Source organism: Aeromonas sp. Marseille-Q5825 (assembly GCF_946892685.1).
Classification (GTDB): domain Bacteria; phylum Pseudomonadota; class Gammaproteobacteria; order Enterobacterales; family Aeromonadaceae; genus Aeromonas; species Aeromonas rivipollensis.
In genome coordinates this window covers 657,453-670,326 of sequence record NZ_CAMPOU010000004.1, presented here as the reverse complement: position 1 = coordinate 670,326, position 12,874 = coordinate 657,453, and the positions used below count along the sequence as shown (strand labels likewise).

The following is a 12,874-nucleotide window of genomic DNA, read 5'->3' as shown; positions in this document are numbered from 1 at the left end:
TGAGATGAAATCTAAATGAGAATGGTTCGTAGTGCAAAGAACGAATGGTAATAAGATCCCCTGCTTGCCAGTGATTCCCCCCTTGAGGAGAATGCAACCATCAGAGAGGAGACGAATATGCTCAAGAAACTATTCAGTGCCCTGTTCAAGGGGCAAGCTGCCCAGATAGCCGATGTCACGCCCACCGAATACGCCGGCTATCTCATTTATCCCGAACCCATGGCGGAAGGGGGGCAGTTCCGGCTTGCCGGGCGCATCACCAAGGATGTGGATGGTGTGCTGCAGACTCACCGCTTCATCCGCTCCGATCTGTTCTCCAACCCGGCCGACGCCGAGCGTTTCATGGTGCAAAAAGCCCATACCTTCATCGATCAGATGGGGGAGCGCATGTTTGAGCCACGGGTGAAGCCGGACGACAGTTCAGCCTCATGAGCCCAGCCGAGGTGGATCTCCTGCGCCAGGCCCTCGCTCGCACCGGTGAGCGTCGCCTGATCTGGCTGGAAGGGCTCGAAGCCGATTGCATCACCCGCGCCGAACCCTTGCTGGGGGAGGCGGTCTTCTGGCTGGGGGACGGCCCCGCATGCCATGGCCCGCTGCCTGCTGCCAAGGCGCTGCAACGGCTGGGTCAGGAGTGCGATACCCTGGTGTTCAACGCCTTCAGTGGTTTTCATCCCGATGCCTTCGGCGCCTTGGCGGGCACGTTGCGCGCCGGTGGCCTGCTGCTGCTGCTGACGCCCCCCAGAGAGACGTGGCCAGCCTACCCGGATCCAGACAGGCTGCGACTGGTCGCCCAGCCTGAGGATGCAAAGCTGGCGGGTCATGGTTTTATCGCCCGCTTGGTGCGGTTGCTGACAGGGGATCCTGCCCTCTCCTTGAACCCTCCCGTCGGCGGCGAGCCCTGGTGTCCTCTTGACGCAAGCCGGCCACTCAGCACCGATCAAGCCCGTGCGCTGCCAGCCATTCACAAGGTGTTGCATGGTCATCGTCGCCGTCCGCTGGTGCTGAGCGCGGATCGTGGCCGCGGCAAGAGTGCGCTGCTGGGTCTGGCCAGTGCCGATCTGCTGCGCCAGGATCCCGGCCTGCGGATAGTGGTGACGGCTCCTTCCCAGGCGACCGTCGCCACACTCTTTGCCCATGCCTCGACCGCGCTTGCAGACACGCCCGAGCGACTGGCGGGCCTGACCTATGTGTCGCCAGACCGAGCGGCTCAAGGGGATGTGCAAGCGGATTTGCTGCTGGTGGATGAGGCCGCCGCCATTCCGACCCCGCTGCTGGAAGCCATCCTGGCCAATCACAGCCGCATCGTATTCGCCACCACTGAGCACGGCTATGAGGGGACTGGGCGTGGCTTTCATCTGCGTTTCAAGCGGGTGCTCGACAGGCAGACCCCGGATTGGCAGGAGCTGCATCTGGCGGAACCCATCCGCTGGAGCCGGCATGATCCGCTGGAGCCGCTGATCTTCCGGCTGCTCGGCCTCAATGCCGACATAGTGGCACCTCAGCCCCCGAAGGCACCGAGCTGGCGACGGCTGGAACAGGCGGCGCTGGCCGGTGATGAGGCTCTGCTCAATCGGGTATTCGGCCTGCTCGTCCTTGCCCATTATCAGACCAGCCCCAGCGATCTGCGATATTTGCTGGAGAGCCCGGATCTCGACATCCACCTGCTGGAGCATGAGAGGGAGCTGCTCGGTGTTGCCCTGGTGGCCCGGGAAGGAAACATAGCGCCAGCGTTGGCTCATGACATCTGGGCCGGGCGAAGACGCCCCCGCGGTCATCTCTTGCCCCAGTCGCTGCTGGCACACGCCGGCTTCATCACGGCAGGGGAGCGCACTTATGCCAGGGTGATGCGCATCGCCATTCATCCCGCTTTGCATCGCCTGGGACTGGGTTCTCTGTTGCTGGCGCAGCTGGAAACACACTACCGCACGCAGGGATACGACTATCTGGGGTCAGCCTTTTCTGCGAGTCCCGATCTGCTGCCATTCTGGCTCAAGGGGAGCTTGACGGTATTGCGCATCGGCCTGCAGCGGGATGCGGCCAGCGGCAGCCATGCGGCCTTGTTGCTCAAACCGCTGAAAGCGGAGCTCGATTCGGAGCTGGCCCAATGGCGACGGCGCTTCGTGAACCAGTTGCCCACCCTGCTGGCAGGAGAGCTCAAGGGGCTGGATCCTGAGCTGGTCTGGCTATGCCTGAGAGGAAACGCGGCCGCAGAGGCGCCCGATCTGGATGAGTTCCAGTATCAGGAGATCGACTGCTTTGCCCATCATCACAAACCGTTCGAGCTGTGCCAAGCCAGCCTGCAACGCTGGCTGGCCAGTCGGTTGACTGTGCTGGATGAACTGCTTCCCGACGAGCGTCGGCTGCTGATCGCCCCCATCTGGCAGTATGTGCCCTGGGCCGAGTTGGCAAAGACGTTGGGTGTTGCTGGCAAGCCTGCGCTGATCAAGCAGCTGCGCAGCCTGCTGGCCCGGCTGTTGGACAAACCGGCGCCCATGGCCTGACGACGAACGACCTGGCCGCGGCGGCGCGAGAAGACGCCGCTGGTCACCATAGATGAACAAGGGGTCCGGGTGGCCCCTTCTCTTTTTTTGTCGAGCGCTTTGGCTGCTCGCTACCGGAGGGATCCTGTGATTGAGCGGTTCAGGGTGATGCCATGGGGCAATGGCTGCCGCCAGCACACCCCTCGTTTACCCCGGATAGGATGCCAACTGCTCTGACGAGTCCCTCGTCGGCTGGCATCACTTTGGTTTTTTCAGAATATCGACTAATACTTGAGTGTGACTGAACGTTTAATAAATGCATTATTTTCAGATGGTTAGCCTTTAAGCTGTCAATGCTTGCCATCTTTTCTAACGTGCACAGGGAGTGCAATGTGGGAAAAAATGCAATCAACCATGGCGCATGGATGGTGTGGCTCGCCAGCAGCAGTGTTTCCGCCAACGACATCACATTCAACATGACACGCGGGGCGACCGCCATCAGCCAGCAGGTGTATGACCTGCATATGACGATCTTCTATATTTGCTGCGCCATTGGCCTGATCGTCTTCGGGGCCATGCTTTGGTCCATAGTCCACCACAGAAAATCTCGCGGCGCCAAGGCCGCTCAATTCCACGAGAGCACCCGCATCGAGCTGTTATGGACCGCCATCCCGGTGCTGATCCTGGTCGCCATGGCGGCCCCGGCGACCTCGACGCTGCTGAAGATGGAGGATACCTCCAAAGCCGATCTGACCGTGCTCATCACTGGCTCGCAATGGAAATGGCATTACAAATACCTCGAGCATCCGGTGGAGTTTTACTCCTTGTTGGCGACCAGCAAGAAGCAGATCTCGGGGGACGAGCCCAAGAGCGGCACCTATTTGCTGGAAGTGGATCAGCCTCTGGTGTTGCCCATCGGCAAGAAGATCCGATTCCTGATGACCTCGGACGACGTCATCCACTCCTGGTGGGTCCCCGCCTTTGCCGTGAAGAAAGACGCCAATCCCGGTTACATCAATGAATCCTGGACTCGCATCGACAAGGCTGGCACCTACCGGGGGCAGTGTGCCGAGCTGTGCGGCAAAGACCACGGCTTCATGCCCATAGTGGTGGTGGCCAAAACGGCCGGGGAGTTTGATGGCTGGATCGCCAAGACAGCGGCAGATCAGGCGGCAGCCAAGGCCCAGCAGCAAGACTTGGCCAGTCAGACCATGACGCTGCCGCAGGCCATGGAGCTGGGGGAGAAGGTCTATCTGGGCTATTGCGCCGCTTGCCATCAACCTGCGGGGACTGGTTTGCCCGGCATTTTCCCGGCCCTCAAGGGCAGCAAGGTGGCGACGCTGCCAGAACATAGGGCCCAGCACCTGGATATAGTCCTGCATGGCAAGAGCGGGACTGCGATGCAGCCCTTCGGCAAGCAGCTGACGGCCCAGGAACTCGCCGCCGTCGTGACATACGAGCGCAATGCCTGGGACAACAAGACCGGTGATGTCATTCAGGCTGCAGAGGTGCAGTCCCTTCTGAACCCAGTCGATCCAAACAAGGACAAGTGAGGCGCCAGCATGAGTGATGGAATCACGGATACCCTGCACAGCGAGCACGCCCACCAACCTGCATCGGGCCTGAGGCGCTGGCTATACACCACGAATCACAAAGATATCGGCACCCTCTATCTGCTGTTCGCCCTGACCATGTTCTTCACCGGTGGCGCCATGGCCATGGTCATTCGGGCCGAGCTGTTCCAGCCCGGGCTGCAACTGGTCGAGCCCCTGTTCTTCAACCAGATGACCACAGTGCATGGTCTCATCATGGTCTTTGGCGCCGTGATGCCCGCCTTCACCGGCCTCGCCAACTGGCTGATCCCCATCATGATCGGGGCCCCGGACATGGCGCTGCCCCGGATGAACAACTGGAGCTTCTGGATCCTGCCGTTTGCGTTTCTTATCCTGCTGTCGAGCCTGTTCATGGAGGGCGGTGGCCCCAGCTCGGGTTGGACTTTTTATGCCCCCCTGTCCACCAAATACAGTGGCAACAGCACGGCGCTGTTCGTCTTCGCCATCCACATCATGGGTATCTCCTCCATCATGGGGGCCATCAACGTCATCGTCACCATCTTCAACCTGCGGGCACCGGGCATGGGCTGGATGAAGATGCCGCTGTTTGTCTGGACCTGGCTCATCACGGCTTTCCTGCTCATCGCTGTCATGCCGGTCCTGGCGGCAGCGGTGACCATGGTGCTGACGGACAAGTATTTCGGGACCAGCTTCTTCGATGCGGCCGGGGGCGGGGATCCTGTGCTGTTCCAGCACATCTTCTGGTTCTTTGGCCATCCGGAGGTGTACATCATGATACTGCCGGCCTTTGGCATCGTCTCCAGCATCATTCCCACCTTCTCGCGCAAGCAGCTGTTTGGCTATCGCTCCATGGTCTATGCCACCAGCAGCATAGCGTTGCTGTCATTCATGGTCTGGGCTCACCACATGTTTACGACTGGGCTGCCCGTGGTCGCCGAGCTGTTCTTCATGTACGCCACCATGCTGATAGCGGTGCCGACCGGGGTGAAGGTATTCAACTGGGTTGCAACCATGTGGCGGGGATCACTGACGTTCGAGACCCCCATGTTGTTTGCCATCGCCTTCATCACCCTGTTCACCATAGGCGGTTTCTCGGGGTTGATGCTGGCCATGATCCCGGCCGATTTCCAATATCACGATACCTATTTTGTCGTGGCCCATTTCCATTATGTGCTGGTCACCGGCGCCGTCTTCTCGATCCTGGCCGCCGCTTATTACTGGTTGCCCAAATGGACGGGGCACATGTATGACGAGCGACTCGGGCAGTGGCATTTCTGGTGCTCGCTCATTTCGGTCAATGTGCTCTTCTTCCCCATGCATTTCGTCGGTCTGGCGGGCATGCCCCGTCGCATTCCGGATTACGCGCTGCAGTTTGCCGACTTCAACATGCTGATCAGTCTTGGCGGTTTCGCCTTCGGGCTGTCGCAGTTGCTGTTCGTCTGGGGGGTGATCAAGTGCATCAGGGGAGGACGGCAGGCGAGCAATCAGGTGTGGGAAGGGGCGGAGGGGCTGGAGTGGACGCTCTCATCCCCCCCGCCCTACCACAGCTTCAAGACTCCGCCAGACGTGCGGTAAGGAGATCATATGGCTCAGGTCAATCACGGTCCCCTGCTCAGAAAGCTGGCCCTGGTGGTGCTTGTCATGTTCGGGTTCGCCTTTGCACTGGTGCCGCTGTATGACGTCTTCTGCAGGATCACCGGCCTCAACGGCAAGACTGCAGTACAGCCTGCCACGGCTGAGCGGGCGGTGATCGACAGCAAACGGACCATCCAGATCGAGTTTCTTGCTCATGCGGACACCCAGATGCCGTGGCAGTTCAGCGGCGAAACGGCGCGGTTGTCGGTGCGGCCGGGTGAAATGAAGCTGGTCAATTATCGGGTGTTCAATCCCACCGATCGCACCATGATTGGTCAGGCGGTGCCGTCGGTCTCCCCCGGTCCCGCCGCCGCCTATTTGAAGAAAGTGGAGTGCTTTTGCTTCAACCGTCAGGAGTTGCAGGCGGGGGAGAGCAAGCTGATGCCGCTCAAGTTTTATGTCGACCCCGATTTGCCCGACAACATAAACACCATCACGCTCTCCTATTCACTCTATGACATCACTCAGTCCACCCCAGCCCCGACGCTGGCGCAGAGGAAATAATCATGGCCAAAGTGAACCAGACGTATTATGTCCCGGACCAGAGCCGCTGGCCCATCATAGGGGCGGTGGCCTTGTTTTTCCTGGCTTTCGGGGCGGGGCATCTGGTCAATGAAGTGGCGAGCAAGCAGGACGGGGTCGGCCGGTATTTGATGATGGCTGGCGTTGCCTTGCTGGTCTTCATGCTGTTTGGCTGGTTTCGCCACATCATCCAGGAGTCCATGACCGGGCTCTACAGCGCACAGATGGATCGTTCTTTCCGGCAAGGCATGGTCTGGTTCATCTTCTCCGAGGTGATGTTCTTCCTGGCCTTCTTCGGGGTGCTGTTTTATGCCCGCCAGCTTGCCATGCCCTGGCTGGATGGCGCGGGCAACAAGGCGATGACGGCCCAGTTGCTGTGGCCGGATTTCTCCGCGCACTGGCCCATGGTCAAGACTCCGGGAGGGACCACGACCCAGGCCATGCCCTGGCACGGTATCCCCCTCATCAATACCCTGATCCTGCTCGCATCCTCCGTCACCCTGCTGTTTGCACATACCGGCCTGGAAAATGGAAAACGCAGTCGTCTCAAGGGAATGCTGCTGGTGACAGTAGTGCTCGGGTTGGCGTTCCTCTGGCTGCAAGGCTATGAATACCTGCATGCGTACCGGGATCTGGGGCTGCGACTGGACTCCGGCATCTACGGCAATACCTTCTTCATCCTGACCGGATTCCATGGCTTGCATGTCACCCTGGGGACTGTATTCCTGCTGATCATCTGGCTGCGGATAGTGCTGAAGGATCACTTCACCGCCGAGCGCCACTTCGCCTTCCAGGCCGCGGCCTGGTACTGGCACTTCGTCGATGTGGTCTGGCTCTGCCTCTTCGTGTTCGTCTACCTGCTTTGAGGTCGGGATCAGTAAGGACGCGGGTTGGGCTCCAGCCAGCCCATCATCAGGGAGAGCAGCAGAATGACGACCACCAGCAGGGAAAAGAACACCCGGCGCCCCAGGGGGGCCGACATCTTCTGGGGGTGACCCGTAGTCATCATCAACCAGAGGGCATGAAACAGCTGTCCTATGATGAGCAGCAGCATCAGTACCAGCACTATCTTGATCAACATGTTGGAGCCCTCCGTTATATGCGTGACATGGCAACATGGGATAAGCAGCGACCATGGCATCACAGGCGCTGGATCGTACTGATGTTCACTCTGGTTGTGACGGCCGGTTTGTGCAAGCTGTCGCTCTGGCAGTGGCAGCGCGGGATGGAGAAAGAGGCCTGGCAGGGACGGATGGCGGTGGCACAGCAGGTGGCACCAATGACGCTTGCCCGGATCGACTGGCACAATCTTGAGTCACTGGACGGCCTGTCACTGGGAGGGGAGGTCGAATGGGTGTCCCCTCATGTCTGGCTGCTGGACAACCAGGCGGTGGCGGGCGAGATCGGTTATGACGTCATCATACCGGTACGCGCTGGTGATGCCCGTCCCTTGTTGCTGGTCAATCTGGGCTGGGTGCCTGCGCCAGCCAGCCGGCAGCAACTGCCAAGGCCCGTCATCCCGGCAACTCTGGAACTCGATGGCTTGCTGCGCACGGCCCCCGGCGGCATCCTGCTGGGTCAGAACATCGAATCCGGCCCCTATCCTAACCGGCTGCAGTCCATCAGGGTGGATGCCCTGAGCGAGATCATCGGCTCGCCCCTCGCCGATGCCGTGTTTTATCAAAAACACACTCCCTTCCTCCATCACTACCAGCCGAATGTCATGCCGCCCGAGAAGCACAGGGCATATGCAGTGCAATGGCTTGGGTTGGCGCTGGTGATGCTGGTGGGTGGCCTGGTGCTGACAAGGAGGTTGTCCCCATGAACTCATGGTCAAGATGTAAGGTACCTGTCCTCTTTGCGCTGGTGATACTGCTGCCTGTGGTTCTGGCTGCACTGACCCTGAGGCAGGGCTGGTATGAACCCGGCACCCGCAACAAGGGGGCCTGGTTGGATCAGGAGGTCTATCTGTTGCAGCCGCTCCCGCCCCATCAGAGCCAATGGCGGCTGGTCTATCTGGCCGCCCGGCGCTGTGAGGCGCAATGCCAGCAGGTGCCCGAGTTGATGTCGCGGATCCACAGCGCCCTTGGCCGCAATCTGGACAAGCTGGATCTGGTGCAACTGACCGATGCGCCGTCTGGGGGGGCGAACGGAGCTGTTCGGGTGGGTGACATGATGCTGGTGGACTCGCAAGGGCTGGCCATCCTGCGCTACGAGGTACCTGCCAGCACGGCGGCGTGGCCACTGCTGGGCAAGGCAGTGCTGTCGGATCTGCAGCAACTGCTCAAGTATCAGCGAGGCGTGCAATGAAAACGCGTCTGAGGCCTGTGTTGTGTGTCATGTCGCCATCATCCGGATGCAGGCGTCAGCGAGGTGCCGTATGAAGATACAGAAGCGGCTGGCATCGATCGCCATCGCGCTGGCGGTGCTGGTCATCGTGCTCGGGGCCTATACCCGACTGACGGATGCCGGGCTGGCCTGCCCCGATTGGCCCGGCTGTTACGGCTCCCTGGCCGTCCCCCAGTCCGCACATATGGAGCGGGCGGCCCAGCTCTACCCGGACACGCCGCTGGAGCCCCACAAGGCGCGCAGCGAGATGGTGCACCGCTACTTTGCCGGTGTGCTGGGCGGTGTGATTGCGCTGCTGTTCGTGATGAGCTGGCGCGTAGGCGGCCGTCTGCGTCGCCTCTCGGGGGCCTTGCTGGTGCTGGTGGTTGGGCAGGCTGCCCTGGGTATGTGGACTGTGACGCTGGCGCTGCACCCTCTGGTGGTGACCACCCACCTGCTGGGTGGGTTCGCCATCCTGACCCTGCTCTGGCTCTATCGGACCGAGCTTGCGCGCTCCCCCGCGAACCCGCCCGTCTGCCGCGGTCAGGGCTTGCCCTGGCTCGGCAATGCGGCCTGTGGCGTGCTGCTGCTGCAGATAGCGCTGGGTGGCTGGACGTCGGCGAACTATGCGGCCATGGCCTGCGTCGAGCTGCCTCTCTGCCAGGGGAGCTGGCAGGCGCAATTGAACTGGGAGGAGGCCTTTCATCTGCCGCTCGGCCACGCCAGCTATGAGTTCGGGGTGCTGAGCAAGGAGGCGCGCCAGACCATACATATCGCCCATCGTCTGGGGGCCCTTGCCACCGCCCTGCTGGTGGGGGGCTTTGCCCTCGCCCTGATCCGCCAGGGAGCCCCGTTGCGCTTACTGGGCGGGCTCTTGCTGACCCTGCTGCTGGTGCAAATTGCCTTGGGGCTGGCGAACGTCCACCTGGCCCTGCCGCTGGCGAATGCACTCGCGCACAACCTGGTGGCGGCGCACCTGCTGGTGTGTTCTGTGCTGGCCCGTGGGCGGCTCTCTCGTCCTCGGCCTCGGCTTTCCCCTTCACTGTCGCCTGAGGCGATCAGGAGTCAGACATGAACAGCAAGCCCTTGGCACGCGTCATCGACCCCCGGCTGCTGCGGGATTATTACCAGCTGACCAAGCCCAAGGTGGTAGCCTTGCTGTTGCTGACCGCCTGGGTCGGCATGCTGCTGGCCGAGCCGACCCAGGCCTCCCTGGACGAGATGGTGCTGGGGCTGGCGGGGATAGGGCTGCTGGCGGCCGGGGCCGCGGCCATGAACCACTCTCTGGATCATGGCATCGATGCCCAGATGCGCAGAACGCGCTGGCGACCGGTCGCCATGGGGCGGATCGGGCCCAAGTCTGCGATGGCGTTTGCACTCTGGCTGGCGTTGATGGGCTTCGTCCTGCTCTATTGGGGCGTGAATCCCCTGACCGCCTGGCTGACCCTGGCCAGCCTGTTTGGCTATGCGGTCGTCTATACCATGGTGCTCAAACGGGCTACGCCACAGAACATCGTCATCGGCGGGCTGGCGGGGGCCATGCCGCCCCTACTGGGCTGGACCAGCATCACAGGAGGACTCTCGGCCGAACCCTGGTTGCTGGTGATGATCATCTTCACCTGGACGCCGCCCCACTTCTGGTCCCTGGCCATCCACAGGCGTGATGAGTATGCCGGCGCGAACATTCCCATGCTGCCCGTCACCCACGGTATAGCGTTCACCAAGACGGCCATACTGCTCTATCTGCTGATCCTGACTCTGGTCTGCCTGCTGCCCTACCTGATCGGCATGTCCGGGCTGATCTATCTGATCGGCAGCCTGGCGCTGAACCTCGGGTTCTGCTGGCATGGCTGGTTGCTGAAGTATTCGGATCGACCCGGTCAGGCGATGCGCACCTTCCGCTTCTCCATCTATCACCTGATGTTGCTGTTTGGTCTGCTTATTCTGGATCACCACTGGCTGTGGCGGCTGTCGTAGGGGGAGGCATCTGGCAGGGGATTTGGGTCGTTGTTTGCGCATTTAGGCTGGCCCCGGGGCCAGCCTGAATCATGTTCAGAGCTTGACCATGATGTGGCGCGGCACCGTGTAATCCTCCAGGGCGTAGAGGGAGAGATCCTTGCCATAGCCGGACATCTTCATGCCGCCGTGGGGCATCTCCGAGGTGAGCATGAAGTGGGTGTTGATCCAGGTGCAGCCATATTGCAGGTGGCTGGCCACCTTGCTGGCCAGACTCAGATCCCGGGTCCAGACCGAGGAGGCGAGGCCGTAGTCCGAATCGTTGGCCCACTGCACCACCTGTTCGGCATCGTTGAAGCGGGTCACCGACACCACGGGGCCGAACACCTCCCGCCGCACTATTTCATCCTCCTGACGGGCATGGGCTATCAGGGTCGGCTCGAAGAAGAAGCCGTTGCCGGCGCGGATCTTGCCGCCAGTCGTCACCTCCACGTGACCGCTGCTCTGGGCCCGCTCCACGAAGCTGGCGACCCGGTTGCGCTGGCGGTCGGAGATGAGCGGCCCCATCTCCACCCCTTCTTCGCGCTGTCCTCCCACCTTGATAGAGGCCACTGCCTCCGTCATGGCGGCGACGAACTTGTCGTAGATCTTGCCCTGGGCATAGATGCGGCAGGCGGCGGTGCAATCTTGCCCGGCGTTGTAGAAGCCGAAGGTGCGAATGCCGGCCACCACCGCCTCCAGATCCGCATCGTCGAAGATGATGACGGGCGCCTTGCCACCCAGCTCAAGGTGGGTGCGCTTCATGGTGCGGGCGGCGCTCTGCAGTATCTTCTGGCCGGTGGCGATGTCACCGGTCAGCGACACCATGCGCACCAGCGGGTGTTCCACCAGCGGCGCCCCCACGCTCTCGCCCCGGCCACAGACGATGTTGATGACGCCGCGCGGGAAGAGCTCGCTGGCGAGCTCGGCGAGGCGCAGGGCGGTGAGCGGGGTCTGCTCGGAGGGTTTGAGCACCACCGTATTGCCTGCCGCCAGCACTGGTGCCATCTTCCAGGCCGCCATCATCAGCGGGTAGTTCCAGGGGGCTATGCTGCCCACCACCCCTATGGGATCGCGGCGGATCATGCTGGTGTGCCCCTCGATATACTCCCCCGCCAGCGGCCCTTGCAGGCAGCGGGCTGCCCCGGCGAAGAAGCGGAAGCAGTCCACCACCGCCGGCAGCTCGTCATTGAGCACCGCCAGATAGGGCTTGCCGCAGTTGAGGGATTCGAGTGCCGCGAACTCTTCGGCGTGGCGTTCGATGGCATCGGCCAGGCGCAGCAGCAGGATGCTGCGACTTGCCGGGGTGGTGCGGCTCCACTGGGCGAAGGCGCGCTGGGCGCCGTTCACCGCCCGGTTCACCTGCTCGAACGACGCCTCGGGCACAGAGGCGATCAGCTCCCCGGTGGCGGGATTGAGGATAGGCTCGGCCTGGCCGTCACCGGTCACGAACTGGCCGTCGATCAAGAGTTGGGTAGAGAATTTCATGGTTGCATCCTTGCGCAGGCGTTGAGTCATTATTTGCCACTGCCGGCGACGTCCTGGCCGTCGCGGGTGAGGTAGTAGGCAAGCAGAATGGGAATGGTGGTCACGGCCACTATGATGAGGGCCACCACGTTGGTGACGGGTCTGTCACGGGGACGGATCAGCTCCTGATACATCCAGATGGGCAGCGTGGTCTGCTGGCCCGCGGTGAAGGTGGTGACTATCACCTCGTCAAAGCTCAGGGCAAAGGCCAGCATGCCTCCCGCCAGCAGCGCGGTGGCGAGGTTGGGCAGGATGACATAACGCAGGGTCTGGAAGCCGTCGGCCCCGAGATCCATGGACGCCTCTATGAGGGACTGGTTGGTGCGGCGAAAACGGGCCAGGGCATTGTTGTAGACCACCACCACGCAGAAGGTGGCGTGGCCTATGACTATGGTCCAGAAGCTGAACGGGATCTCCATCAGGCCGTAGGCGGAGCGCAGCGCTATGCCTGTGACTATGCCGGGCAGGGCGATGGGCAGCACCAGCAAGAGCGAGACCACCTCCTGGCCGAAGAAACGGCTGCGGGCTATGGCTCCCGCCGCCAGGGTGCCGAGCACCATGGCCGCCAGGGTCGCCAGCCCGGCCACCTCCAGCGACAGCTGGATGGCGCGCCACACGTCGGGGCGGTTCAGGGTCACCTCGAACCACTTGAGGGTGAGTCCGGGGGGCGGAAACTGGTAGCTCTTGCTCTCGCTGGTGAAGGCGTAGAGGAAGATAAACAGAATGGGAAAGTGCAGGAACAGCAGACCGCCGATGGCCGCGTACTTGAGCAGGCCGGAGGGCTGGCTGCCATGATCCTGTTTTATTGAGGTA

General features: G+C 61.8%; 13 protein-coding genes. 10 read left to right on the top strand and 3 right to left on the bottom strand.

Annotated elements, in window-relative coordinates:
• The first annotated feature begins 117 nt into the window (after window positions 1-117).
• The 6 genes from OC537_RS13760 to OC537_RS13735 all read left to right on the top strand — a co-directional run bounded on the left by OC537_RS13760 (window position 118) and on the right by OC537_RS13735 (window position 7,077).
• Complete coding sequence (locus OC537_RS13760; RefSeq protein ID WP_262112021.1) at window positions 118-432, top strand: HlyU family transcriptional regulator; 315 nt, start codon at window positions 118-120, stop codon at window positions 430-432.
• Window positions 429-2,501 carry a tRNA(Met) cytidine acetyltransferase TmcA gene (locus OC537_RS13755; protein WP_262112018.1) on the top strand — a complete coding sequence of 691 codons (2,073 nt, stop codon included), beginning with the start codon at window positions 429-431 and terminating at the stop codon, window positions 2,499-2,501. Before OC537_RS13760 ends, OC537_RS13755 begins: the two co-directional genes overlap by 4 nt.
• Window positions 2,502-2,905: 404 nt before the next feature.
• Window positions 2,906-4,033 (top strand): cytochrome c oxidase subunit II, encoded by a 1,128-nt coding sequence (gene coxB / locus OC537_RS13750; protein WP_262112239.1) that lies wholly within the window; start codon window positions 2,906-2,908, stop codon window positions 4,031-4,033.
• 9 nt (window positions 4,034-4,042) lie between these two features.
• Window positions 4,043-5,629 carry a cytochrome c oxidase subunit I gene (ctaD, locus tag OC537_RS13745; RefSeq protein WP_163137577.1) on the top strand — a complete coding sequence of 529 codons (1,587 nt, stop codon included), beginning with the start codon at window positions 4,043-4,045 and terminating at the stop codon, window positions 5,627-5,629.
• A gap of 9 nt (window positions 5,630-5,638) precedes the next feature.
• Window positions 5,639-6,193: a cytochrome c oxidase assembly protein gene (locus OC537_RS13740; protein WP_025328389.1), complete on the top strand. Its 555-nt coding sequence runs from the start codon at window positions 5,639-5,641 to the stop codon at window positions 6,191-6,193.
• A 2-nt stretch (window positions 6,194-6,195) separates the two neighbouring features.
• Window positions 6,196-7,077 (top strand): cytochrome c oxidase subunit 3, encoded by an 882-nt coding sequence (locus OC537_RS13735; protein WP_111911046.1) that lies wholly within the window; start codon window positions 6,196-6,198, stop codon window positions 7,075-7,077.
• Window positions 7,078-7,085: 8 nt separating this feature from the next.
• Here the strand turns inward: OC537_RS13735 and OC537_RS13730 are convergent, their stop codons facing one another.
• Window positions 7,086-7,292 (bottom strand): DUF2909 family protein, encoded by a 207-nt coding sequence (locus OC537_RS13730; protein ID WP_005330432.1) that lies wholly within the window; start codon window positions 7,290-7,292, stop codon window positions 7,086-7,088.
• Between the two features lie 81 nt (window positions 7,293-7,373).
• On the opposite strand from OC537_RS13730, the gene OC537_RS13725 reads away from it, so the two are divergent.
• The 4 genes from OC537_RS13725 (at window position 7,374) to cyoE (ending at window position 10,516) form a co-directional block, all read left to right on the top strand.
• Window positions 7,374-8,036, top strand: coding sequence for an SURF1 family protein (locus tag OC537_RS13725; RefSeq protein WP_262112011.1), 663 nt, complete (start codon window positions 7,374-7,376; stop codon window positions 8,034-8,036).
• Window positions 8,033-8,521 (top strand): hypothetical protein, encoded by a 489-nt coding sequence (locus OC537_RS13720; protein WP_262112009.1) that lies wholly within the window; start codon window positions 8,033-8,035, stop codon window positions 8,519-8,521. Before OC537_RS13725 ends, OC537_RS13720 begins: the two co-directional genes overlap by 4 nt.
• Window positions 8,522-8,591: 70 nt before the next feature.
• Window positions 8,592-9,614 carry a COX15/CtaA family protein gene (locus OC537_RS13715; protein ID WP_262112006.1) on the top strand — a complete coding sequence of 341 codons (1,023 nt, stop codon included), beginning with the start codon at window positions 8,592-8,594 and terminating at the stop codon, window positions 9,612-9,614.
• Window positions 9,611-10,516, top strand: a complete 906-nt coding sequence (gene cyoE, locus OC537_RS13710; RefSeq protein ID WP_262112004.1) for a heme o synthase — start codon at window positions 9,611-9,613, stop codon at window positions 10,514-10,516. Before OC537_RS13715 ends, cyoE begins: the two co-directional genes overlap by 4 nt.
• Window positions 10,517-10,591: 75 nt before the next feature.
• On the opposite strand, the gene OC537_RS13705 is transcribed toward cyoE, so the two are convergent.
• Entirely contained in the window at window positions 10,592-12,022 is a 1,431-nt protein-coding gene (locus OC537_RS13705) for a gamma-aminobutyraldehyde dehydrogenase (RefSeq protein WP_262112002.1), read from the bottom strand.
• A gap of 29 nt (window positions 12,023-12,051) precedes the next feature.
• Window positions 12,052-12,867, bottom strand: a complete 816-nt coding sequence (locus tag OC537_RS13700; protein WP_408780801.1) for an ABC transporter permease — start codon at window positions 12,865-12,867, stop codon at window positions 12,052-12,054.
• Window positions 12,868-12,874: the final 7 nt, after the last annotated feature.

Excerpts from the sequence above, each read along its gene's own strand:
- OC537_RS13705 (WP_262112002.1), bottom strand. The coding sequence starts at position 12,022 with ATGAAATTCTCTACCCAACTCTTGATCGACGGCCAGTTCGTGACCGGT.
- coxB (WP_262112239.1), top strand. The coding sequence starts at position 2,906 with ATGGTGTGGCTCGCCAGCAGCAGTGTTTCCGCCAACGACATCACATTC.
- cyoE (WP_262112004.1), top strand. The coding sequence starts at position 9,611 with ATGAACAGCAAGCCCTTGGCACGCGTCATCGACCCCCGGCTGCTGCGG.
- OC537_RS13720 (WP_262112009.1), top strand. The coding sequence starts at position 8,033 with ATGAACTCATGGTCAAGATGTAAGGTACCTGTCCTCTTTGCGCTGGTG.
- OC537_RS13735 (WP_111911046.1), top strand. The coding sequence starts at position 6,196 with ATGGCCAAAGTGAACCAGACGTATTATGTCCCGGACCAGAGCCGCTGG.
- ctaD (WP_163137577.1), top strand. The coding sequence starts at position 4,043 with ATGAGTGATGGAATCACGGATACCCTGCACAGCGAGCACGCCCACCAA.
- OC537_RS13740 (WP_025328389.1), top strand. The coding sequence starts at position 5,639 with ATGGCTCAGGTCAATCACGGTCCCCTGCTCAGAAAGCTGGCCCTGGTG.
- OC537_RS13755 (WP_262112018.1), top strand. The coding sequence starts at position 429 with ATGAGCCCAGCCGAGGTGGATCTCCTGCGCCAGGCCCTCGCTCGCACC.
- OC537_RS13725 (WP_262112011.1), top strand. The coding sequence starts at position 7,374 with ATGTTCACTCTGGTTGTGACGGCCGGTTTGTGCAAGCTGTCGCTCTGG.
- OC537_RS13760 (WP_262112021.1), top strand. The coding sequence starts at position 118 with ATGCTCAAGAAACTATTCAGTGCCCTGTTCAAGGGGCAAGCTGCCCAG.
- OC537_RS13715 (WP_262112006.1), top strand. The coding sequence starts at position 8,592 with ATGAAGATACAGAAGCGGCTGGCATCGATCGCCATCGCGCTGGCGGTG.
- OC537_RS13730 (WP_005330432.1), bottom strand. The coding sequence starts at position 7,292 with ATGTTGATCAAGATAGTGCTGGTACTGATGCTGCTGCTCATCATAGGA.